This window comes from Streptomyces sp. NPDC044106, assembly GCF_056433985.1.
Genome location: NZ_JBWKFZ010000004.1, coordinates 320,754 through 344,356, shown reverse-complemented (window position 1 = coordinate 344,356; position 23,603 = coordinate 320,754). Strand labels below are relative to the sequence as shown.

At 70.9% G+C, this 23,603-nt stretch carries 19 protein-coding genes; 9 read left to right on the top strand and 10 right to left on the bottom strand.

Annotated features, from left to right (window positions below; all coding sequences use genetic code 11):
* Positions 1-335 precede the first annotated feature (335 nt).
* Together AC07DI_RS09190 and AC07DI_RS09185 are read left to right on the top strand one after the other, a co-directional pair.
* A complete protein-coding gene (locus tag AC07DI_RS09190; protein WP_478903252.1) occupies positions 336-1,889 on the top strand; it encodes an amidohydrolase family protein in 1,554 nt (517 codons plus the stop codon).
* 135 nt (positions 1,890-2,024) lie between these two features.
* Complete coding sequence (locus AC07DI_RS09185; RefSeq protein ID WP_478903250.1) at positions 2,025-3,203, top strand: cytochrome P450 family protein; 1,179 nt, start codon at positions 2,025-2,027, stop codon at positions 3,201-3,203.
* 39 nt (positions 3,204-3,242) lie between these two features.
* Here the strand turns inward: AC07DI_RS09185 and AC07DI_RS09180 are convergent, their stop codons facing one another.
* Positions 3,243-4,046, bottom strand: coding sequence for an anti-sigma factor (locus AC07DI_RS09180; protein WP_478903248.1), 804 nt, complete (start codon positions 4,044-4,046; stop codon positions 3,243-3,245).
* A complete protein-coding gene (locus AC07DI_RS09175) occupies positions 4,043-4,627 on the bottom strand; it encodes a sigma-70 family RNA polymerase sigma factor (protein ID WP_384247035.1) in 585 nt (194 codons plus the stop codon). The genes AC07DI_RS09180 and AC07DI_RS09175 overlap by 4 nt, the downstream gene beginning before the upstream one ends.
* Positions 4,628-4,787: 160 nt before the next feature.
* On the opposite strand from AC07DI_RS09175, the gene AC07DI_RS09170 reads away from it, so the two are divergent.
* The 6 genes from AC07DI_RS09170 (at position 4,788) to AC07DI_RS09145 (ending at position 11,675) form a co-directional block, all read left to right on the top strand.
* Positions 4,788-6,491: a sulfite oxidase gene (locus AC07DI_RS09170; protein ID WP_478903246.1), complete on the top strand. Its 1,704-nt coding sequence runs from the start codon at positions 4,788-4,790 to the stop codon at positions 6,489-6,491.
* A gap of 100 nt (positions 6,492-6,591) precedes the next feature.
* Positions 6,592-7,242, top strand: coding sequence for a fasciclin domain-containing protein (locus AC07DI_RS09165; RefSeq protein ID WP_384247030.1), 651 nt, complete (start codon positions 6,592-6,594; stop codon positions 7,240-7,242).
* A gap of 174 nt (positions 7,243-7,416) precedes the next feature.
* Positions 7,417-8,079: a response regulator transcription factor gene (locus AC07DI_RS09160; RefSeq protein WP_478903243.1), complete on the top strand. Its 663-nt coding sequence runs from the start codon at positions 7,417-7,419 to the stop codon at positions 8,077-8,079.
* Positions 8,076-9,464, top strand: a complete 1,389-nt coding sequence (locus AC07DI_RS09155) for a sensor histidine kinase (RefSeq protein ID WP_478903241.1) — start codon at positions 8,076-8,078, stop codon at positions 9,462-9,464. Before AC07DI_RS09160 ends, AC07DI_RS09155 begins: the two co-directional genes overlap by 4 nt.
* Positions 9,465-9,641: 177 nt before the next feature.
* The gene (locus AC07DI_RS09150) at positions 9,642-10,718 is read left to right on the top strand and encodes a bile acid:sodium symporter family protein (protein WP_478903239.1); all 1,077 of its coding nucleotides are present in this window, start codon (positions 9,642-9,644) and stop codon (positions 10,716-10,718) included.
* 135 nt (positions 10,719-10,853) lie between these two features.
* A complete protein-coding gene (locus AC07DI_RS09145) occupies positions 10,854-11,675 on the top strand; it encodes an NAD(P)/FAD-dependent oxidoreductase (RefSeq protein WP_478903238.1) in 822 nt (273 codons plus the stop codon).
* On the opposite strand, the gene AC07DI_RS09140 is transcribed toward AC07DI_RS09145, so the two are convergent.
* The 8 genes from AC07DI_RS09140 to AC07DI_RS09105 form a co-directional block, all read right to left on the bottom strand.
* Complete coding sequence (locus tag AC07DI_RS09140) at positions 11,665-12,048, bottom strand: nuclear transport factor 2 family protein (protein WP_478903236.1); 384 nt, start codon at positions 12,046-12,048, stop codon at positions 11,665-11,667. The genes AC07DI_RS09145 and AC07DI_RS09140 overlap by 11 nt on opposite strands.
* Positions 12,049-12,270: 222 nt before the next feature.
* Positions 12,271-12,498 (bottom strand): hypothetical protein, encoded by a 228-nt coding sequence (locus tag AC07DI_RS09135; protein WP_478903235.1) that lies wholly within the window; start codon positions 12,496-12,498, stop codon positions 12,271-12,273.
* The gene (locus AC07DI_RS09130; RefSeq protein WP_478903233.1) at positions 12,495-12,959 is read right to left on the bottom strand and encodes a DUF5994 family protein; all 465 of its coding nucleotides are present in this window, start codon (positions 12,957-12,959) and stop codon (positions 12,495-12,497) included. The genes AC07DI_RS09135 and AC07DI_RS09130 overlap by 4 nt, the downstream gene beginning before the upstream one ends.
* Before the next feature lie 276 nt (positions 12,960-13,235).
* On the bottom strand, positions 13,236-13,844 hold the full coding sequence (locus tag AC07DI_RS09125) for a hypothetical protein (protein ID WP_478903232.1): 609 nt from the start codon (positions 13,842-13,844) through the stop codon (positions 13,236-13,238).
* A gap of 43 nt (positions 13,845-13,887) precedes the next feature.
* The gene (locus AC07DI_RS09120) at positions 13,888-16,308 is read right to left on the bottom strand and encodes a glycoside hydrolase family 65 protein (RefSeq protein WP_478903230.1); all 2,421 of its coding nucleotides are present in this window, start codon (positions 16,306-16,308) and stop codon (positions 13,888-13,890) included.
* Positions 16,309-16,310: 2 nt separating this feature from the next.
* Positions 16,311-17,054 carry an HAD family hydrolase gene (locus tag AC07DI_RS09115; protein ID WP_478903229.1) on the bottom strand — a complete coding sequence of 248 codons (744 nt, stop codon included), beginning with the start codon at positions 17,052-17,054 and terminating at the stop codon, positions 16,311-16,313.
* A 57-nt stretch (positions 17,055-17,111) separates the two neighbouring features.
* Positions 17,112-19,505 carry a phosphoketolase family protein gene (locus AC07DI_RS09110; protein ID WP_478903227.1) on the bottom strand — a complete coding sequence of 798 codons (2,394 nt, stop codon included), beginning with the start codon at positions 19,503-19,505 and terminating at the stop codon, positions 17,112-17,114.
* Between the two features lie 76 nt (positions 19,506-19,581).
* A complete protein-coding gene (locus AC07DI_RS09105; RefSeq protein WP_384247009.1) occupies positions 19,582-20,016 on the bottom strand; it encodes a universal stress protein in 435 nt (144 codons plus the stop codon).
* A gap of 977 nt (positions 20,017-20,993) precedes the next feature.
* Here AC07DI_RS09105 and AC07DI_RS09100 point away from each other — a divergent pair.
* Positions 20,994-23,261 (top strand): hypothetical protein, encoded by a 2,268-nt coding sequence (locus AC07DI_RS09100; protein WP_478903226.1) that lies wholly within the window; start codon positions 20,994-20,996, stop codon positions 23,259-23,261.
* The last annotated feature ends 342 nt before the right edge of the window (positions 23,262-23,603 follow it).

Genomic DNA, 23,603 nt, shown 5'->3' with positions numbered 1-23,603 from the left:
AGGCCCCTCCCTGCGAAGAGGCCGCCAGATGTCAACTGCGGCTTCGCTGCCTCATAGTGCGAGGAGCTCAGCCTCGGTCTAGTGAATCCGCACTAGGCGACGAAGTCAACGTAGGCCCACGGAGCGTGACGGAGGCAGAGTGTCAGCATGCCCCCGGGTGGTCCCGGCAACACCCCGCACACGCCGCCTGGCCGCACTGTCCGAACGCCCCGCGTCCGCCAGAGTCGTGGGGGCCGGCGGACACGGCCGACGGCATCACAAGGCGGAGGGGGAGCAGCATGTACGAAGTGACAGCCGGGGCACATCTCGGGGTACGTCGCGGGCCACGTCGCGGCATGGCCCGACGGGGCTTCCTGGTCGGGTCCGTCGCCGTGACAGGCACGGCGCTGACAGGGACGGCGCTGACATGGACCGCACGCGCGGCCGGTACGAAGTCGGAAGGCGGCGCGGGCCGCGGCCAGTTGGCGTTCACCCACGTCACCGTCATCGACGGATCGGGCGCACCCCCGGCCCCCGACATGACGGTCGTCGTCGAGGGTGGCCGCATCACGGGACTCGGCCCGACCGCACGGACCCGGCTCCGCCCGGGCACCCGCACCGTCGATCTGACCGGCAAGTACCTGATCCCGGGACTGATCGAGGCCCACACCCACAGCGACGGCCCGGAGACGGTGATCCCCGCGCTGTACGCCCTCACCGGTGTCACGACGGTCCGGGAGATGCGGGGCCAGGCGGTCCACCACGAGTGGCGCGCGAAGATCCGCTCGGGAGCGCTGCTCGGCCCCCGCTGGGTCGTCGGCAGCCCCATCGTCGACGGCGCGCCCTCCCTGTGGGCGGCGGACGTGGGCCCGACCGTCGAGGTGCGCGACGCGGCAGAGGCCCGGCGTGCCGTACGGCGGGTCAAGCGGGAGGGCGCGGACTTCGTCAAGGTGTACTCCCGCCTGTCCCGCGAGGCGTACTTCGCCCTCGCGGACGAGGCCAGGTGCCAGGGCATCCCCCACCTCGGGCACTGCCCCGACACCGTACGGATCACGGAGGCGAGCGCCACCGGTCACCGCACCATCGAGCACCTGCACGCGCTGCTCCTCGCGACCTCACGGCACGAGAAGGAGATACGCCGCCGCCTGGCCGCCGTACGGACCGATCCGCACGACCCCAGCAGCCTGTCCCGCTATCACAGCTGGTTCCAGCAGGTGCATCCTCTCGAATGGCGGGCGGTGCGCGGCTACGACCGGGAGCGGGCCGACGCCCTCTTCCGCGGGCTCGCGGCCGACGGGACCGCGGTCGTCCCCACGCTCAGCGTGCACCGCAACCTGGAGCTGCCCGACGACGTCCCGTCCCGGGCCGAGGAGTGGAAGTACCTGCCCGCCTGGCAGGTGGAGAGCTGGCCGGACCAGCTGACGGCCCTGACCGGCGGCCGTACCCCCGAACAGGCCCGGCGGATACGCCAGATCTTCGCGCACCGGCTCCGCCTCGTCAGCGAGCTGCACGGCGCGGGCGTGCGCCTCGCGGCGGGCACCGACACCGGCACCGGATACCTCGTCCCGGGTTTCGCCCTCCACGACGAACTGGCGCTGCTCGTATCGGCCGGGCTCACCCCGGCCGATGCCCTGCGCTCGGCCACACGGGACGCCGCCCGCGTCCTCGGCCTGCCCGCCGTCGGCACCGTGGCCCGCGGACACGCCGCCGATCTGCTGGTCCTCGACGCCGACCCGCTGCGGGACATCCGCAACACCCGTCGCATCCACGGCGTGGTCGTCGACGGCCGATGGATCCCGCCGGAGGAACGCCGCCGGCTCCTCGCGGCGGTGGAACGGGCCGCCGCGAGCACCCCGCCTCCCGAGGAGGGCGCGGCCATCAGGGGCTGCGGCTGCGGCGCTCATCCCTGACGTGCGGGCCGCTGGGCTCCCTCACCCCGTCGCGGCAGGCCTGTGGGACGCGCGCCGCGACCTGACCGGCGTCGACCCCGGCGCGCTCCCCGGATAGCGTGCACCAGAAGCCGAAACCCGTGGGAGCCCAGACGCATGACCGACCCGACCCAGGACCCCAGCTTCCTGCGGAACCCGTATCCGGCCTACGCGGCCATGCGGTCCAGCTGCCCGGTACAGCCCGCACCCGGCGGCTCCACCGGGCGTCCCGGCTACCTGGTCACCGGCTACGCGGAAGCCAGAGAAGCCCTGGCCGACCCGCGGCTCTCGAAGGACACGGCCGCCTTCTTCGCGGGCAAGGATTCGCGGCGTCGCCTGCACCCCGCGGTCGCCCGCACGATGCTCGCCAGTGACCCGCCCCGGCACACCCGGCTGCGCAGACTGGTGACCAAGGCGTTCACGACGGGGGCCGTCAAGCAGCTGCGCCCGTTCATCGCGCGCGTCACCGACGAACTGCTGGACCAGTGGCCCGTAGGGGAGCGGTTCGACTTCGTGGCCGGACTCGCGGTGCCGCTGCCGGTCATCGTGATCTGCGAACTGCTCGGCGTCCCACGGGCCGACCGGCCCGACGTCCGGCGCTGGTCCGCCGAGCTGTTCGCGGCGGGAGAACCGGACGTCATCGACGCGGCCTCGCACGCACTGGCCGACTACATGACGGACCTCATCACCGCCAAGCGCCGAGCTCCCGGCGACTGCCTCCTCGACCGGCTCATCCGGGCCCGCGACGGGGACGACCACCTGAGCGAGGAGGAACTCGTCTCCCTGGCCGTACTGCTGCTGGTGGCCGGGCACGAGACCACCACCAACTTCCTCGGCAACGCCGTCCTCGCACTGCTCCAGCGCCCGGCCGAGCTGGACCGCCTCAGGGAGAACCCGGACGACATCCCCTACGTGCTGGACGAACTGCTCCGGTTCGATTCCCCCGTAAGCACGGCCACGTTCCGTTTCACCACGGAATCCGTCACGCTCGGCGGCACCGAGATCCCGGCCGGTGTCCCCGTACTGGTCGCTCTCGGGGCCGCCAACCGCGACCCGGCGCGGTTCCCCTCGCCGGACCTGCTCGACCCGGACCGGGACGCCGCCGCACACCTGGGCTTCGGCCACGGCATCCACCGCTGCGTCGGCGCCCCCCTCGCGAAGGCCGAGGCGGAGATCGCCCTGCGAGCGGTCCTGACCCGGTTCCCGGGCCTCCGGCTCGCCGTACCGGCCGACCGACTGAGCTGGCGGCGCACCCGCCTCGTACGCGGTCTCGCGTCGCTTCCCGTACTGGCGTGAGTGCCGGGCGCCCAGAATGCGCCCGGCACGCGATCCTCGTCAGGCAGGGAAGTCCATCAACGCCACCGGTGCGCTGGTGGGCCGGGGGGACCCCCCAGCGGGTTCCACGGTGATACCCATGCCGCGGGCCCGGTCGACCCGCCCGTCGAGGAGCAGGGATTCCGTGTCCGCGCCGGGGTCCAGGAGACCGGCGGGCCGCATGCCGCCGCCGTCGTCGAACCACAGTTGGTAGACCTTGCCCCGCGGGGGAGCGGGGAGCCCGGCCACCAGGAACGCGGCCCGGTCGCGGCTCGCGGACACGACGACCGTCCCGCTGCCCCCGCCCGACAGCTTCCCGGTGCGGGTCCTGGCGTCGGGGGCGGCGAGCACCGCCGCGATGTCCTCGGCCTGACGCTGCGTCTGCCGCGCCTGCTCGCGGGCGTCCTGCGCCTGCTGGTGCTGCCACACGGCGGTGCCGCCCAGGCCCGCGGCCGCCGCCAGGCAGGCGGCCAGCGCCCAGCGGGACAGCCGGTGTGCCCGCTGTCGTACGTTGCCCGGGCCGGGGCCCCGCTCGGCGTCCGGTCCTGCGTCCGGTCCTGCGTCCGGCCCGGTGTCCGGCCCTGTGCGCGGGACGTCCTGCCGGATGGTGGTGATGCGGCGCAGCACGTCGTCCCTCATGCCCCGGCGGGGCGCGACCGCGGTGGCCTGCCCCAGACGAGCGGCGGTCTCGGTGAACTCGCGCACCTCCTGCGCGCAGGCCTCGCACCGCGCGAGATGTTCCTCCGCCGCCGCGCGCTCCTCGTCGCCCAACGCGTGCAGCGCGTACGCGCCGGTGAACGTGTGCGGGTCGTCCATGTTGGTCATGCGCCGACCCCCAGGCAGTCACGAAGGCGGATGAGTCCGTCCCTGAGGCGGGTCTTGACCGTTCCCAGCGGGAGCGAGAGCAGCTCGGCCACCTGCCGGTAGGTCAGGCCGCGGTAGTACGCGAGGGTGACGGACTGTCGTTGGAATTCGGTCAGGGTGCGCAGGCACCGGCGTACCTGCTCGTGCTCCAGGCGGGTCTCCACCTGCTCACTCACCTCGTCGAAGTCCCGCTCGCGCGCCAGCATCGCCGACTTGTGGTCGCGGGCCGCGGACGCCTCGGCGGAACGCACCCGGTCCACGGCCCGCCGGTGGGCGAGCGTGAGGATCCAGTTCCGCGCCGTTCCGATCTCCGGCCGGTAGCGGGGAGCAGTACGCCACACCTCCAGGAGGACCTCCTGGGCCACCTCCTCGGACTGGGCGTGATCGCGCAGCACGGCACGGATCACGCCGAGGACGGGTCCCGCCACGGCGTCATAGACGTCGGCGAAGGCCTTCTGGTCGCCCTGGGCGACCCGGGCGACGAGCTCTTGGAGATCGGGTCCCGGAGCTCTCCCGATCCCGATGTGCACGACTTCCTTCATGCAGCGGTCCTCCACGGAACGGGTGCACTGCGCTGGTTGCTCCTATGATTCGGAGCCGACGGCGGTGGCGGATTGGTCCGGCCCCGGCCGCGCCCGGGACGCACCGGGACGCGGCGTGCGAGCGACCAATCCGGGCGCGGGTCGAGGACGGATCCTGAGCATGGACAACGTGACACATCGGCCCCTCGGCGGCGTCGAACGCCTGTCGCTGGGCGCCTTGAGCGGCCTGCTCGCAGGTTACGCCGCGATCGCGGTCGCGGAACTGGTCTCCGCCGCGGTGCGGCCCGAAGCGAGCCCCGTCATCGCGGTCGGCGGAGCGGCGATCGACCGTACCCCGGCCCCCGTCAAGGACTGGGCCATCCGCCACTTCGGCACCAACGACAAACTCGTCCTGCAACTGGGCATCGTCGTCGTACTCGGCGTGCTCGCCCTGGTCCTCGGCATGGTCGCCACCCGATGGCGGACGACCGGTGCGGCCGGCGTCCTGGCCTTCGGCGCCGTCGGAGCGCTGGCCGCGGTCAACCGCCCCGACTCCACCGGCCTCTCGGACGCGCTGCCCTCCGTCGTCGGTGCCGTCGCCGGAGCCGCCCTGCTGTACCGGCTCGTCGGGCGACTCGTCGACACGACGGGCCTGGCGGCGCCGACCGGACGCTCCGTCGAACCGGCCACAGTGGAGCACCCGAGGGAACAGGCTGCGGCGGAAGAGCACCCGAGGGAACCGGCCGCGGCACAAGAGCCGCGCGAGGCGGTGCGGACCCTCGCGTCCCCGCCCGACTGGGACCGGCGGGGGTTCATCATCGCGGCCACCGCCGCGGCCGCCGCCTCGACCGGCGCGGGCCTCGCGGGCCGGGTCCTGAACGGCTCGCAGGACAAGCAGGCGGTCGCCTCACGCAACGGTGTCAGACTGCCGGCCCCCTCCTCACCGGCCGCCCCCGTCCCGCGCGGAGCCGCCCTGCGGATCAACGGCATCAGCCCGTTCATGACGCCCAACGGCGACTTCTACCGCGTCGACACCGCCCTGCTCGTACCCAAGGTCGACGCCGCACGGTGGCGGATGCGCATCCACGGGCAAGGTGTCGAGCGTCAACTGTCGCTCTCCTTCGACGACTTGCTCCGCATGCCGCTCATCGAACGGGACATCACTCTGACCTGCGTGTCCAACGAGGTCGGCGGACCGTACGCGGGCAACGCCCGCTGGATCGGCGTACGGCTTGCCGACCTCCTGGCGCGGTGCGGGGTGAAGCCCCCTTCCAAGGGAGGGCCCGCTGATCAGCTGGTGGCGCGTTCCGTGGACGGCATGACCATCGGCACGCCGGTGGAGGACGTCATGGACGGCCGCGACGCGATGCTCGCCATCGGCATGAACGGCCATCCGCTCCCCTTCGAGCACGGCTTCCCCGTACGGATGGTCGTCCCCGGCCTCTACGGGTACGTCTCGGCCTGCAAATGGATCCGGGACATCGAACTCACCACGTTCGACGCCTACGACTCCTACTGGGTCAAGCGCGCCTGGGCCCCCCGCGCGCCCGTCAAGACCCAGTCGCGCATCGACACCCCCAAACCCTTCGGGCGCCCACAGGCGGGGACCGTCATGGTCGCGGGCGTCGCCTGGGCCCAGCACCGGGGCATCGACAGGGTCGAGGTGCGCGTCGACGACGGGGCCTGGCAGCGGGCCGAGCTGGCCGCCGAGGACACCCGTGACACCTGGCGCCAGTGGTCGTACGCCTGGCAGGCGGCCAAGGGCAGCCACACACTGACCGTCCGTGCCACGGACCGCACCGGCACGACTCAGACGGACGAGCGCACCCGGACCATCCCCGACGGCGCGTCCGGCCACCACTCGGTCGCCGTCACCGTCGACTGACCTCCGCGCGGTGGTGGACCAATCCGCGGGCCGGTCGGTTCCGGATTCCGGGTGATGAGGGCAGAGGGCCTTCACGACATCTGATCGCCGAGGGATCGCCATGCAGACTCGTATCCGCCGCGCAGCCGTCGTCATCGCCACCGCGGCCCTGCTGCCGCTCGGGCTGACCGCCTGCTCCGACAACGACTCCAAGGACAAGGCGTCCGACAGCGGGTCGAACAGCGCCTCCAAGGGATCGGACAAGGCCGACCCGTCGAAGGACACGGCAAGCATGAGCGAGCCGTTCGGCCCCGCCTGTTCGACCGTGCCCAAGGGCGGCAAGGGCAGCTTCGCCGGCATGGCCGACGACCCCGTCGCCACCGCCGCCTCCAACAACCCGGCCCTGTCCACCCTCGTGACGGCCGTGAAGAAGGCCGGCCTCGTCGACACCCTGAACAACGCCCAGGACATCACCGTCTTCGCGCCGACCAACGACGCGTTCGACAAGATCCCCAAGGCGGACCTCGACAAGGTCCTCAACGACAAGGCGCAGCTCACGAAGATCCTCACCTACCACGTGGTCGGCAAGAAGCTGGCGCCCGAGGACCTGGAGAACGGCTCCCAGCAGACACTGGAGAAGTCGGAGCTGACCACGTCCGGCTCGGGCGAGTCCTACAAGGTCAACGACAGCGCGAACGTCGTCTGCGGCAACGTCAGGACCGCCAACGCCAACGTCTACATCATCGACAGCGTCCTCATGCCCAAGAGCTGACAGGCGCTCAGCGACCCGGCCGTCCCGTCCCGTCCCGCCCCGCCCCGTCCCGTATGTGCCGCCCGGGGCGGAAGGGCCGGGGCGTTCCCTGTTACCCGTGCGCCGTGTCCTGGTGGCCGCCCGACGGGTTCACCGTACGGACGAACGGCGGGCCCACCGGGCCGGGGGAGGACCATGCGGCACAGGATTCTGGTCGTCGAGGACGATGACGCCCTGCGTGACGTCGTGCTGCGCGGGCTGCGCGACGAGGGCTACGACACCGTTCCCGCACCGGACGGCGCCACCGCCGTACGCCTGGCCACCGCCGGCATCGCCGCGGCCGTGCTCGACATCGGGCTGCCCGACGCGGACGGCCGCGACGTGTGCCAGGCGATCCGGGCCAACGGCTTCCCCGGCCCCGTCGTCTTCCTGACGGCACGTCACCGACTCGCCGACCGCCTCTCGGGCTTCTCCGTCGGGGGTGACGACTACCTGCCCAAGCCGTTCCACCTCGCTGAACTCACCGCCCGGCTGCGAGCAGCGCTCAAACGCTCCGGGGCGCGGCCCACGATCACCACCGGAGACCTGGAACTGGACCCTGTCCGCTACACCCTCACCACCCGGGGATCCCAAGTGGCCCTCACACCGACCGAGTTCCGACTGATCGCCGTCCTCATGGCGGCGAACGGCGGCATCGTGGGCCGCCGCGAACTCATCAAGGCGGCCTGGCACGAGGGCGCGTACGTCAGCGACAACACGCTGGACCAGTACCTGACGCGCCTGCGCCGGAAGCTGCGCACCGCGGGCAGCGCGCTGACCGTCGCCACCGCGCGCGGGATCGGCCACCGCCTGGCATGAACCTCCCTCTGCCCCGGCGGGCCCCCCGCACCCTGCGCGGCCGCCTCTCCCTGCTGGCGCTCGCCACCGCCGCGCTGCTCATCACCGTACTGACCGTCGCCTTCAACGCCGTCGCACGCCAGCACCTGCGTCACCAGGCGGACGACGAACTGCGCAACCGGGCAGCCGCCGTCGCCGCCACCGTCGACGCCGGTCATGGGCGGGTGCGGGTCGTGGAGACCCCGCACGACGACGCCCTCGACGCGAACGTATGGATCTACGCGGGAAGTCGGCTCCTTGAGCGGCCCCCGTCCGCCCCCTCCGGGGGCCCGCTGGCCGAGGGAGCCGACCGGCTGGGGGAGCGCGGCGTCGGCGGCTGCGTCACCGTGCGGATACGGGGACCGGTGCGGCTGTGCGCCTTCCCGGTACGCCCTGCCAGGAGTACGGCCACGGTCGTCACGGCCCTGGATCTCGCCCCGTACCGGAGCTCGGCCGACGCCCTGCTGCTGGGCTCCCTCGTCCTGGACGCCGTGATGCTCGCGTGCACGTACGTCCTCACCCGCCTCTCCGTCGGCCGTGCGCTGCGCCCCGTCCGCACCATGACGGACCAGGCCGCTCGGTGGAGCGCCATGGCCTCCGACGAACGCTTCGGTACGACGGAACGTCCCGCGGAACTCGCCGACCTGGGCACGTCGCTGGACGCGCTCCTCGACCGTATCCGCGCCGTGCTGCGCCACGAGCGGCAGCTGACCGGGGAGTTGTCGCACGAACTGCGCACCCCGCTCAGCCGGATCATCGCCGAACTCGACTGGTGGCGGGCCCTCCCGCGCTCGTCCGAAGAGACCCGCGCCACCCACCGGGTGATCGCCGAGGCCGCACAGTCCATGGCCGCGATCTGCCGGACGATCCTTGACGACGCGCGCGACAACGCCTCCACCGTCCCCGGCACCGTCGACACCCTGTCCACTCTCCGCCGACTCGCCCGAACCCTGGACGTGCCCCCTCACGTGGCGGTGGCGGTGACCGGCGAGGCGTGCCCCGGCCCCGAAGCCGGAGTCGAGCCCGCCCTCCTGGAACGCATTGTCAGTCCGCTCCTCACCAACGCCGTGCGGTACGCGAACTCGACCGTCACCGTTCACGCGACCCGTGAACCCGGTGGCGTACGCATCGAGGTCATCGACGACGGCCCGGGGGTCCCGCCCGACTTCATCGCACACCTCTTCGTGCCCGGTCGCCGCGCCGAGCCGGGGGACGGACACGACGGAGCGGGCCTCGGCCTTCCCCTCGCGCGCCGCCTCGCCCGCTCCGTCGGCGGGGAGGTGCGGTACGAGCCGTCGCGCGGCCCGCGCGCCGACCGGGAGCACCGTCCCGGCACGCGCTTCGTGGTCAGCCTGCCGGGCGCGTGAACCGGCCCCAAGCGGACTGCCGCCTGAACACATCCTGACCGCCGCGCGGCACCGCCCGCCTCGCCGGACCGACGCACGCACCATGTCTGGCACGCACCGCCGTGTACGCCGCGTACCCGGCCCCACGAAGCGGTGCCCCGCGCCAACGCGCCGCCCGTGCACCGGAAGAAGACCGCCATGAACACCCCGCCCCCCTCCAACCGCCGCCCGGGCGACCGCGTGGCGAGCCGGCTGCGACGACACCTCGGCCTGACCGTCACCCTCGCCTACCTGGCCGCCCTCGTCCTCCCGGCCCCCGGCCTGTGGCTGCGCCACCCCCACACGCTCCCCCTGGGAAACACACACCAACTCCCCCTGCACACCGCCCCGATACTGCTCTGCCTGATGCTCTTCTCGGCCGGCCTCCAGGTCCCGGTGCGCGCCCTCGGCCTGCTCCTGCGTCGCCCGAGGGCCCTGGTGGCAGGGCTCGCGCTGCACCTGGCCGTACCACTGCTGATCATTCCCCTGATCGCGCTCCTGCTGCGCTGCTCTCCCGACGCCGACGGCGGAAGCGGCCTGGTCACCGCGATGATCCTGATCGTCGCGATGCCGGTCGCGGCCGGTGCCACCGTGTGGACCGGCAAGGGCCTGGGCGACCAGCCGACCATGGTGGGCCTGGTCCTCGCGTCCACCCTGGCCAGCCCCGTCACCGTCCCGCTGACCGTCTCCGCCCTCACCCCGCTCCTCAGCGGCGCTCGCGCGAGCGCCCTCGTCGCGGCAGGACACGCCGTCAGCGGCGGCTTCACCCTCACCACGGTGGTGCTGCCGTGCGCGGCGGGCATCGCCTGCGGCCTCGCCCTCCCGGCCACATGGCGGGAAAATCTCCTGAGCGTCGTCGTACCCATGACGCTGATCGGCTCACCGGCCCTGACCTACGTCAACGCCAGCGGCGCCCTCGGCTCCTTCCTCGCCCGCCCCCGCCCCCTGCTGCTCGCCGCCGCGCTGGTCGTGGCCGCAGCCGTCTGCCTGCTGTCCTTCGGGGCGGGCAGGATCACCGCGCGCGTCCTGCGCCTGGACGCCCCCGCGGCCTCGTCGCTCACCCTGGCCTGCGGCATGAACAACAGCAGCGCGAGCGCCGTCCTGATCACCACCGCCCTGCCCGACAAACCGCACCTCCTGCTGCCCGTCCTCGCCTACGGGCTGCTGCAGAAGACGGCCGCGAACCGGGTCGTACGAGTACGCGATCGGGGAACGCCCTGCCCGGCGCCGGGCTGACGGAGGACGCTGCCGGCCGGAGGCCATCCGGCGGAACGGGGGCCCGTGCAGTTCACTGGCGGCTGCGCCACTTCGTCCCGCGCGGCTCCGGGAGGTGCCAGGCACGAGCGACCGGTCGATGGTACGGAGGTCCTGGTGGTGGGCGGCGGACCGGCCGGTGCTACGGCGGCGGCCTTGCTGGCCCGCGAGGGCCGCGAGGTCCACCTGCTGGACAAGACCCGGTTCCCGCGCCACCACATCGGCGAGTCGCTGCTGCCGGCACTGCTGCCACTGCTCGACCTCCTGGGCGCACGGGAACGGGTGGAGCGGCTGGGTTTCGTCCGCAAGACCGGCGCCTACTACGACTGGGGCGGGCAGCAGTGGGACCTGCGGTTCGACGGCCTGGGGCGGACGGCCGAGTACAGCTTCCAGGCCGTCCGTGCGGACTTCGACCACGCGCTGCTGGAACACGCCCGTGAACAGGGCGTGCGGGTCCGGGAGGGAGTCGCGGTCCGGCACATCACGATGGACGCGGGACGGGCGGTGTCAGCCCTCTGGGAGGCCGCGGACGGAGCGCGAGGAGAGACCCGCTTCCAGCATCGGTTCTACGACATCCACGAGGGCCGCGACGCCCACTTCCGGCGCGCCCGGACACTCAGCCACCGCGATCAGCGGGGCCTGCGCCTGCACGAGTCGTTCCTGCACATCGTCAGCGGCATCGAGGATCTCCGCGACGCCCGTGACGACGGCTCGACCCGTCTGTTCGACAAGCTCCGCGAACCGTTGCCCGGACACCGACCGGTGGGCCTCGGCGGCCACGGCACCAGCGCCATGCCCCCCCCTGGCCCACGACACCGGACCGGGCAGTCGCGGGCCTGTGCCTCACGCTCACTCCGCGGCTGGGGATACAGCGCACGAACACGTGACATCGGCCGTTGGGGCTCGCCGAGGGCGGACTGCGCGGCGTTCAGGCCGTAGGCACGCGGTCCAGGAACCCGTGCACGGTACGGATCCGGCCGTCGTCGGTCAGCGTGATCACATCGAACCCGGCTACGGGCGCGGACCCGTCCACGGGCGACACGAGTTCCCAGGTGAAGCGCGCGATGTCGTGGTGCCCGTCGACCGTGCCGGTCCTGCGGAACTCGAAGCCGGGGAACTGCTCGTGGGCTCCGTTGATCACGGCGGCGACACCCTCGTGTCCGGAGACGTCGGCCAGCGGGTCCGTGTAGCTGCCGTCCTCCGTCCAGGCGGCGGCCACGGCCTTGATGACGTTCTCGGTTCCCTCGGCGTTCCAGGCCTCGAAGTAGCGGGCGACGGCGGTCTCGTACGCGATGGTGTCGTGTGCGGTCATGGCGGGTCAGCCTCCTGTGAGGTGAGTCTCTTCTTGCGGGGCGATGACTCAAGCCTGCCGCTCGGTCGCGCGGTGGTCGATTACGTCCGGGGTAATGAGAGGCCCGCCCGTGGTGGTACCCGGCCGGGAGGAACCGCTGCCTGAAGAAGCCGCCGAGGCCAGGGCGACCCACGACTGACCGATCCCGTTCCCGTCAAACGGTCGTCTTTGGCGAGGCCTGGGTCAGCGGGGTCGCTTGTGCGAGGTGCGGTCGCGGCGGCGGCGCGCGGGGAACCGGCCGCGGCCCCCGTTGCGATGGTCGTGCCGATCAGCCGGGGAGACCGTGCGGCTGTAGGCGCGCAAGGCGATCCTTTCGGCGTGCTGTGCGTTGAGGCGGTGGACCGCGTATGCGTGGGTGGCGATCAGGAACAGGAAGGCGATTGCGGTGAGTGCGGTGTCGACGATGGTCACCGCCCCACGGCCGTGGGACCGATGTCGGCGGCGACGAGAGCGGTGGCGGTCAGCGGAGGTCCGCCCGGGTCGCCGGCGGCGGCCATGAGCCGGGTGGCGCTCGCGGAATCCGCTTCGGGCGGGATCACCAAGAGGTCCCAGCGGCCGGTCCCATAGGACAGCAACAGCACTTTGTGCGGATCCAGTTCGGGGGTGAACCAACCGATCCTGAGTACGTGGTCGTGGAGGGTCACCTTGCGCGGGACGACGGGCCAGAGCATCGGGTTGACGGCGATGCGGGTGATGCGGCCCCACAGTGGGTCGAGTACGTCCGCCAGAGCGGGAAGTTCGGCGGTCAGGTCGCGAGAACGGGGCCACCAGGCGCCGTCGAGCAGCCCGCGGCCCGTCGGGGACCGCAGGGCCACCCGGGCGGCGGGAGGCACAGGGCGGGTGGTGCGGGTGAGGGTGGTGGTCGCAGCCATGATGCGAACCCGTCTTAGGAGCGACACGGTGGTCGTCCCCGTTGCCGTCGTTCACCGAGGACGAGACCCGCGTGGATGCCGGAGTGCGAAGTGCCCCTGGTGCAGCCACCGTACTCCTGCGCTGGAGCCCGATGGCCGCTCCGGCGCCGCCAGTCTCGTCCAGGATGCGCATATGGCATCAACGAGTTCCGCCCCCGGCAACTCTCAGGTGATCGGCAAGTTCTGAGGGTTTCTCCTCTTCCCGCTGCGACCCGCTCACCGGGCTCACCGGGATGTTCAACAGGGCAGAGTGGTCTTGCCTGCGGCGCCTGTCGCGCCGGTGGTGCCGTTCGCGAACATCGTGGCCGCGGTTCCGTTGCCGCCGGGCTTACCCGGGCACACCGGGCTGGCCGCGCCGCCTGCGCCGCCCGTGCCGCCTGTGTGGCCGCCGCTGAGGATGGCGGCACCGCCGTTGCCGCCCTTGCCGCCGTTGATTCCGGCCCCGGCATTGCCGACGCCGCCGACGCCGCCCTTGCCGCCGGTACCGCCGAGCTGGGCCTCGCCGCCGGAGCCGCCGTTGCCGCCGTTGCCGTTGGCTCCGCCCGCCCCGCCCGTGCCGCCCAGGCCGCCGACGCTCGCGACGCCGCCGGCATTGCCTCCGGTCCCTCCGTTGCCTCCATTGCCATTGGCGCCCGCGGCGCCACCGGTGCCGCCGAGCCCACCGATACCACCGAGGACCCCAACGCCGTTGGCCCCGTTACTGCCGGGAGCCCCGGCGGCGCTGTGAGCCCGGGCGCTGCCAGTACCCGGCTGGGCGGAGACGAGAGCGGGCGTCAGGGTAAGGCCGGCTACGGCGATCGTGGCGATCAGGAAGGTCCTTGCAGTGGTTGCGCGCATGGTGCGCATGGTGTGACTTCCTTCGATTGGTCATGCGGAGAGATGCACATGCTTATGGCTGGTCGGCGAGGAGGAGGGTGCAGGAGTCCCCGGGCTCGACTGACACAGTGCGATGGGGGAGCGCGATGTCGATCGGGTCTCGGTCCGACTTCGGGACGGTGACCCGCAGTTGTCCGGCGCCGAGTCGCAACCGGACGCCCCAGTGCCCCCGGTAGCGGATCGCGAAGCTGTATTCGGACAGTTCGGGCAGCGGTGCGGGGTCGAGGTGCAGCGTCCCATCGCGGGTATCGAGGCCGGTCAGGCCTCGCTGGATCAGGTCCAGCGTGCCCGCCATGGCGCCGAGGTGGATGCCCTCGCCCGTGGTACCGCCCTGTACATCGGCGATGTCCCCGGCCAGGGCCTCCTGCACGTAGGTCCAGGCGTCGGAGCGGCGGGCGCGGGCCAGGATCCAGCCGTGGACGAGGCTGCTGAGGGTGGATCCGTGGCTGGTCCGGGCCAGGTAGTAGTCGACGGTGCGCTGCCATGTGGCGTCGTCGAGCGTGTACCCCAACTGCGTGAACAGGCCGCGGAGTTCGGTCGGGGCGAAAAGGTAGCCGAGCATCAGGACGTCAGCCTGTTTGGACGCCTGGTAGTGATTGACGCTGTCGTTCTCGGCCTCAAGGATCCGGTCCAGGCGGCGGATGTCACCATAACGGGCCCGGTACGCCGCCCAGTCGAGCTCGGCCAGCTCGCCGTACCCCTCGAACTGGCTGATCACTCCGTCATGGAACGGCACGTGCAGCTTCTTCGAGATCTCCTCCCAGGCGTCGAGTTCACCGGGGGAGAGGGCGATGCGCTCGTAGAGGTCGCGCCGACGTGGTTCGGGCAGGCCGCGGAGCAGGTCGAGGGTGCGGGACAGGACCCAGGCCGCGGTGACGTTCGTATACGCGTTGTCGTCGAGGCCCGGGTGTGCGGCTCCCGGGTAGGCCTCGTGGTATTCGTCGGGGCCGACCACCCCGCGGATCCGGTAGCGGCCGACTGTCTGGTCGTATGTGGCGAGCCCGGCCCAGAACCGGGCGATCTGTGCCAGCATCTCGGCGCCTTTGGTGTGCAGGAACCCGGTGTCGCCGCTGGCCTCGCAGTACTGCCACACGTTGTAGGCGATGGCCGAGCCGACGTGGTGCTGGAGGCCGGAGTGGTCGGGCAGCCAGCGGCCCGAACGCGGATTGAGGTGCAGGTGCTGGGTCTCCTCGCGGCCGTCGCTGCCGCTCTGCCACGGGTACATGGCGCCGTTGTGGCCGGCATCGCGAGCGGCGAGGCAGGCCTGTTCCAGGCGGCGGTGGCGGTAGGTGAGCAGGGCGCGGGAAACCTCGGGGAAGTGCAGGTTGAGGTAGGGCAGGACGAACAGTTCGTCCCAGAAGACATGGCCCCGGTAGGCCTCGCCGTGCAGTCCCCGGGCCGGTACGCCCACGTCCAGGTCCGCTGTGTGCGGGGAGAGGGTCTGCAGTACGTGGAAGAGGTGCAGCCGCAGTACCGGCCCCGCGCTTTGGGGGACGTCCAGTTCGGCGTTGCGCCACAGCTGCCGCCAGGCCGTTCGGTGGGAGGTCAGCAGGGCGGTGGCGTCGGGCGCTCGGCGCACCCGGTCGACAGCGGCGTGCAGCGGGTCGCTGATCGCGGGGTCGCGGGAGGTGTGCAGTGCGACGGTCTTGTCGACGGTCACGGTCTGACCGTCGGTGAGCGAGAACCTCAGTCGTTGCACCGCTCGCCCGGTGTCGTGTTCGACGGCCGTGTCCGCCGGGACGTCGGCCGTGGTGCGGGCGGCAAGCCCGATCCGGATGTCGGAGGTGGCGGTGCGGCAGCGCAGCCACATGGTGTCGTTGTCGCCTGAGGTTCCGGTGTGGGTGTGGGTGAGGTGGTGGGCGGCCAGCAGTCGGTAGCGTTCGACGCCGGAGTTGGTGACGGTCCCGTCGAGCGCCGCCTCCACGTCGAACGGCCCGGACCAGCCTTCCGCGGTGAACTCGGTGCGCAGGAGCCCCAGATGAGGGTCGGCCATGTGTACGAGGCGTAGCTGGCGTACGGCGAGGCGGCGGCCGGTGCCGTCTTCGTAGCGCAGGGTGCGGGTGAGCGTGCCGGAGCGCAGATCGAGGCTCTGGCGGTGGTCGAGCAGTCTGTGGGTGTCCGGGGACAGCCACTCGCCCGGGCTGGTGCGGAAGCGCAGCGGCAGCCAGTTGGGCAGGTTGACCATCTCTTCGTTCTCGGCCTGCCGCCCGGCGACCTCGGACGTCAGCCGGTTGTAGCAGCCGGCCGCGTACGTGCCCGGGTAGTGGACGGAGTCGGCGGCGCATTCAGGGGCGGCGCCGCGCGTGGCGAAATATCCGTTGCCCAGGGTGCACAGCGACTCACGGAGCCGTTCCTGGGCGGGGTCGTAGCCCTCGTACTCCCAGATCCAGTCGGCGAGGTCGGGAAATCCGGTCGAGCCGGTCTCGTCGGGCATGCTCAGTCCTCCGATACGAGCAGGTCGGCGAGGTCGTCGACCACGATGTCCGCGCCGTGGTCCAGGAGCGCGGCGCGGGTGGCCGGGGTGCGGGCCCGGTCCACGCCGATGACCAGGCCGAAGCCGCCGCGCCGCCCGGCCTCGACGCCCGCGAGGGCGTCCTCGACGACGGCGGTGCGGGCGGCGGGGACACCGAGGCGGCGGGCGGCCTCCAGAAACAGGGCGGGGTCGGGCTTGCCGGGCAGGTTCAGGCGGGCGGCCTCGGCACCGTCGACCAGGGTGTCGAAGAGGTCCCGCACACCCGCGTGATCGAGGAGTTCTGGAGCGTGCCGGGACGCGGACGCGGCGGCCCGGGGGATTCCGGCTGATCGCAGGACGTGCAGCAGCCGGATCGTGCCGGGGTAGGCGGCGATGCCGTGCTCGCGCAGCTGGTTGGTGAACAGCGCCTCTTTGTCGGCGGTGACGGCCAGTACGTCGTCCTCGGCGGGGTCGAGCCCGCGGGAGTCGAGGAAGGCAAGGGCGCCGTCGTGACGTGACTTGCCGTCGACGTACCGCAGGTAGTCGTCATGGGCGTCGAAGGGGCGCTGACCGGCCTGTCGCTCGTTCAGGTAGACGTCGAAGGCCGTCTTCCACGCCGTGGCGTGCACCCGCGCCGAGTCGGTGATGACGCCGTCGGTGTCGAGTACCACGGCCTCCATGCTCATCAGTGAGCACGGTACGGCCGACCGGGTCGGCCCGCCGCTCATCGGGAGCCGCCGGAGCTTGTGGTCAGGGTGGTGTGCCCGTGGGTGGGCCGGGGCACGTCAGGCGCTCCAGGTCCAGTCGGTGACCTCGGGGAGGTCGGTGCCGTGTTCGCGGATCCAGGCATGGTGCAGCAGCCGGACGTCCTCCATCTGCTGCCGCACGCCGGCGGCGCGGACGGCCAGGCCCGGCACGCGGTCGATGACGTCCATCACCAGCCGGTAGCGGTCGAGGTCGTTGCGGACCACCATGTCGAAGGGGGTCGTGGTGGTGCCGATTTCCTTGTAACCGCGGACGTGCAGGTTGGCGTGGCCGGCGCTGCGGTAGGTGAGGCGGTGGATCAGCCAGGGGTAGCCGTGGTAAGCGAAGATGACCGGCTTGTCCTGGGTGAACAGGGCGTCGTACTGGGCGGCGGGCATGCCGTGCGGGTGCTCCTCGGCGGGCAGCAGGCGGGCGAGGTCGACGACGTTGACGACTCGCACGGCCAGGTCCGGAAGGTGGTGGCGGAGCAGTTGCGCCGCGGCCAGCACCTCCTGGGTGGGAACGTCGCCCGCCGCGGCGAGCACCACGTCCGGCTCCCGTGAGTTGTCCTCCGTGCCGGCCCAGGTCCAGATCCCCGCCCCGCGGGCGCAGTGGGCACGCGCCTGGCTCAAGGTCAACCAGTCGAAGGAGGGCTGCTTCCCGGCCACGACGACGTTGACGTAGTCACGGGAGTGCAACACGTGGTCGGCCACCGCGAGGAGGGTGTTGGCGTCCGGGGGCAAGTAGACCCGTACGACCTCCGGCGACTTGTTGAGGACGTGGTCGATGAAGCCGGGGTCCTGGTGGGAGAAGCCGTTGCTGTCCTGGCGCCACACGTGCGAGGTGAGGAGGTAGTTCAGGGAGGCGATGGGCGCGCGCCAGGGCAGGCGGCGGGAGGTGCGCAGCCACTTGATGTGCTGGTTGACCATGGAGTCGACGATGTGGACGAACGCCTCGTAGCAGGAGAACAAGCCGTGCCGACCGGTGAGCAGATAGCCTTCCAGCCAGCCTTGGCAGGTGTGTTCGGACAGGATCTCCATGACGCGGCCGTGCCGGTCGAGGTCCTCGTCGCTGTCCAGCGTTTCGGCCTGCCAGGCCTTGCCGCTGGCGGCGTACACGGCCTGGAGGCGGTTGGAGGCGGTCTCGTCAGGGCCGACGACGCGGAAGTCCCGCCGCTCGCTCGTGGCCGCCATGACGGATTCGAGAAGGTCACCGAGGATCCGAGTGGGCTCGTGCAGGGTCGCGCCGGGCTTGTCGACGGCGACGGCGAACCTCTCCAGGGGCACTGCGGGAAGGTCGCGCAACAGCAGACCACCGTTGGCGTGCGGGGTCGCGCCGAGACGCCGCGCGCCCTCGGGAACACAGGCGAGAACCTGCTCGCGGGGGCGTCCCCGCTGGTCGAAGAGTTCCTCGGGCCGGTAGGAGCGCATCCACTCCTCCAGTTGTCCCAGATGTTCCGCGCTGTCGCGGACCCCGGTCAGCGGGACCTGGTGGGAGCGCCAAGTGCCCTCCACCGGCAGCCCGTCGACTTCCGCCGGCCCGGTCCAGCCCTTGGGTGTGCGCAACACGATCACGGGCCACGCGGGCCGCCCGGTCGCGCCCTCCTGACGCGCCGCACTCCAGATCTCGGTGATGCGGTCCAGGGCGGTGTCCATCGCCCGGGCCATGTCCCGGTGCACCTGGACCGGATCGTGCCCCGTGACGTGAAGAGGGGCGTGACCGTACCCCCGCAGCAGATCGTCGAGTTCCGCCTCCGGAATCCGGGACAGGACCGTGGGATTGGCGATCTTGTAGCCATTGAGGTGCAGAATCGGAAGGACCGCACCGTCGTGGGCGGGATCGAGGAATTTGTTGGAGTGCCAGGAGGCGGCGAGCGGGCCGGTCTCGGCTTCACCGTCGCCGATCACACAGGCGACCAGGAGGTCGGGATTGTCGAGCGCGGCGCCATAGGCGTGGGACAGCGCGTAGCCGAGTTCGCCGCCCTCATGGATGGAGCCCGGGGTTTCCGGGGCCACGTGGCTCGGCACTCCGCCGGGGAAGGAGAACTGACGGAACAGCCGCTCCATGCCCGTCGCGTCCCGGCTCACGTCGGGATAGGTCTGGCTGTAGCTGCCCTCGAGCCAGGAGTTGGCGAGGACCGCGGGCCCGCCGTGGCCCGGCCCCCAGATACACAAGGTTTCCTGACCGCGCTTCTTGATCAGGCGGTTGAGGTGGGTGTGGACCAGGTTGAGCCCCGGAGAGGTCCCCCAGTGTCCGAGCTGGCGCGGCTTGATGTGTTCGGGCCGCAGTGGCTGCGTGAGCAGAGGATTGGCCAACAGGTAGATCTGGCCGACAGCCAGGTAGTTGGCGGCCCGCCAGTGAGCGTCCAGCGCGCACAGTTCGTCATCGGACAACGACATGGTGCTGGTTCGGTGTTCTTGCTCGGCGTGAGACATGAAAGAACCCCTTCGGCCCTGCTTCGCGTGGATACACGCTGCGTTCTGCGGCGTGTGGGAACGCCCGGCGGGAGGATCAGACTCGGACGACGACCACGGGGCAGGTGGCCAGATGCACGCAGTGCTGGCTCACCGAACCGAGCAACGCCTGCGTGAAGGCACCGTGGCCGCGGTTGCCCACCACGAGCAGGTCAGCTCCCTGCGCTGCCGCAATCAGAGCCTTGGCCGCATTTCCGTCGATCACGGCCTGACGGATCTCGACACCTGGCTCATCCTTCGTGGCCCGCGCCACCGCCTCCGACAAGGTTTTGCCGAAGGTACTCTCGAAGTCATCGGGGAGCGGCAGCGCCGGCCACCCGGCAGTCGTCGGGTAGTCCCAGGCGATCAGAGCCTCAACGACGCTGGACGTCATCCGCGCCTGACGCACCGCCCACCGCAACGCCGCTTGGGAGGGAGGCGAGCCGTCAACCCCAACCACGATCCTTCGCCGTCCACTGTCCTGAGTACCCATTCCGACCTGCCTTCCAGAGTGATGACGAGCCTTGCCGCGACGACTGAAGGGCCGGCGGACGGAGAATCAGGCCACCGGCCTTCTCCGTGCTGATGTGGGCGTTTCCGCCCTTGAGTACTTGTTCGCAGCGGTCCAGAGCCGACTCGCTGGGCGCCGTCCACATGAGGCAAGGAATGCCGATACCTCCCGCAGCTCAGGCCCGTGTGGCAGCCACAGCGCAATCGACGGCCCGAAAGGAGGCGCGGACAGCTGCGCGCTGCCCCGCGCCATGCATAGAAGGCGCCGGAAGGTCGAGGCAGTTCACTCTCGCGTGCACCCTTGGTGGGGGCACGCCCGTGTATGCAGGAATCCGGCCTTGGGGATGGGCGCGCTCCAAGGAGCGAGACAGCTGAGAGCCGTTGCGCTGCCGGGGGCCGGGGCCGCACGACACACGCTAGTCCTTCACACCTGGCCTGGATAGCCGCCAAGTGGCCAGCTGCAGGACGTGCACGACAGCCCGGTCACATATCGCAGGTGAACCATGGTGCCCACAGTGCCGGTGATCATGGGCGCCAGCCCGGCACAGTTCCCTGCCGACCGCCGCGACCCGCACGGCTTCACCTCGAGTTCGGAAATCCCGCAGCACCCTCCGACGCACGACAGCCAACTACAGCGGCACGACTTGCGCCATGGTGGCTGACGTACCGGACACAGGACACCTGTTCGACACCAGGTGAGCCGGTGCCACCGAAAGCGAAGAATCCACACTCGTCAACCAATTCACTGTGCGCCGCGACGACTTATCAGTCGAACCTGGCAGCGGTACCCTTCAACTGAAATCAGCGACCGCACCATCTGGTGGGGCTCGCATGAATTCGTACGGGGGTCCGATGGCCAGATTGCGCATCTTGGCATGGCCTCTTGCTGTTCTGGTCCTTGGATACGGAACACTATTGGTCTTCTGGGCAAGTGGAACGTACACGTCTGCTCTTCCAGGGTTGTTCGATTTCCGAAGTGCGACGTGGGGTGACGGTCTCCTTCTGCCGTTGTTGGCGCTGTGTCTGCGCGTCTCGACGCGGCGGCTGGCCACGCAGTACACGCCGCTCCATCGGTGGCGCGCTGTCGTCATCGGTGCCCTGTCGGGGGCGGCCGCGGGCGCCGCGGTGATCGTGGCATGGGTGTGGGACGAGCATCCGGTGTTGAACTGGACGATCCCAAGAGCCGGAGATCTGAACGCTGTCGGAATCTGGCACGCGGCGTTCCTGGTTTCCGCGTGTTGCTGCTTCGCAGGGCTGGGCACTGACGTGGTGAAGCATCTGCGCGCCGCCGACGCGACAGACGTCCAGAAGACGTTGACCTCGTCGTGGGCGTGCGTGGCATGCGCCTGCATGGCGAGTTACGCATGGCTGGCCGTTGCGGACGCGGAACGTGCGGGCGACACCGTCGGTGGGCGGGCCTCCCTCGTCGCTGTGACCATCGGCGCAGTTCTTGTGGCAGCGGCATTGGTACGACTGCGGGTATGGCGCCATCTCGCGTACCTCAGCACCCTCGCCGTCTCTTCGGTGCTGGTGCTGTTCACCGTGGTCTTCGTCGACGCACACCCCCACATGAACAGCCTTGTCTACGCCGCCCTGACCAGTGTGACGGCATCCGGCGTCGGGCTGGCGGCGACGACGAGACGGGGCGGCTCTCTGTCGGTGGTGGAAGCACTGGGGGTGTGCGGCCTGTTCGGCGCCGTCACCGTGTACGTCTCCGCCGCACGCCCGGACCACCTCTGGATCACCCTGACATCACCGGTCCTGGCGGTCGCCTGCGCAGCGTCCTTACGCTGGCTGCGAGGCAACGTGCTCAGCATGCCCGGGCAGTCTCCCCTGACCGCTGAGTACGGGGTGTCGGTCGGCATCTCGACCTGTCTCCTGGTCGCCTCCCTGTTCGCGACGACCCTTGTCGGGAGGACGGACGAGTACATCACCGGCGGCTTCATCCTCACCATCGCCGGTGCCGTTCTGGGCGGAGTCCTCTTCCAGTACTTCAAAGCCGACTATGTCGACCTCATGGCCGTGGAGGGAGACTCGACGCGCCGTTCGCCCGACGGTCGGCCCAGCAGGGAGCAGCGACGGGCGGCCACCAGAGTGTGGACGCGGATGGCGAGCTACAGTGTCGCGGCGTTCTCGGCCATCCTGGTGCTCACGATCGCCCTGGCCCCGTCCCTGAAGTGGAGCCCGGGTTCGGCCCAGGTCCCCTGGGAGATCCTGCTGAGCGTGGGAGGAGTCGCTGCCGCTGGGGTGCTGGCCACGGGCAGAAGCGTCGTCATCGCCTGGGCGACGGCAGACGCGTCAGCCTCCGCTACTCCCGACCGCTCCGCAGGGTCGGCGTGGATCTGCGCCGGTGGCGCGACAGTCATCTGCATCGTCGTGCTCGTGGCGCTGGTGCGCGAGGGTGCGGTGAACCTCCTGGCTCTCCTCCAGGCTTTCGTGATGATGTTGTTCGCCGCGGAGGGCATCGCGGGCAACGGGGCATGGCTGCACGCCACGCGGCTGACGAAGGCGTCGACGGCGGCCCTTGTCTCGGTCACCGCCGCGACGGGGCTCATCAGCTACTGGTCCATGTCCGGTCTGGTCCGGCCTGCCGGGCGGCCGGCCAATGTCGGTTGGTCACTGCTCGCCTGGGCCTGCTGTGCGCTGGCAGTGCTCCTGCTCATGGTCGCCGCGGCCGCGGCCTTCTACCGAGCAGGAGGTCGCCGATACCGGACGGACTACCCACCCGTGAAAGGGGTGGCGCAGGACGCCTTCCTCCTCATCATCCTCTGGCTGGCCCTCGGTTGGCTGCCGCAGACCGTGCTGGCGCATGTACCTGCGTCGGCCGACGAACGGTGGGCCGCCATCGGAACCCTCCTGGCCGGGTTCATGCTCACGTTCTGTCCACCGTTCCTTTGGACGCTCGAAAACAACGACACCCATGTCTGCCGCCAGCGGGAGGTTCGCGCCAGCGGTGAGACGCCCGGCTACGGACCCTTCTTCGAAGAGTCCTCGTCGCATCGGATCAGTGCGCTGCCCGACCGCATCGGCCGCTATGCGCATGTCGTTGCGGCCGAGGAAGGGGAGGATGCGGAGGAGTTGTCCGCCGCGAACTTCATGGACAGACTCAGCGGCCACACGGCGGTGCAGAACGCACTGGCCCTCCTACTCGTCCTGATCTCCGTGGTGGGCGCCGTCGGCGTGTTGTCCGCCTTCTCCGGTCCGAGACAACCCCCACCGTCTGTGTGAGCCATCAGGCCCTCATGCGCCCGGGCGCGCCGCGCTCACAGTCGGTGGACCAGCCAGACCATTCCGTCAACGCGGTCCGGGACCAGCCGCATCCCGGCCGCACCCGGCGTCAAGGCCACCGGCTCCGGCTCCGGCTAAGTGTCATCGACAGCATCGACGCTTCCTTTCGCGCGGTGAAGGCATCCGGCGTTCGCCGGCAGGGCCTTGCTTCGGCAACCCGCTTCCAAGTTGGCGGGCGCCCGAAACGGACGGCTGGATTTCGCTGCTGATGTCGATGGCCCGGCCCTAATCCCTGGCATTTTTGGGCGTAATTGCGTCTGGGATGTACGAGGACTATGCTTT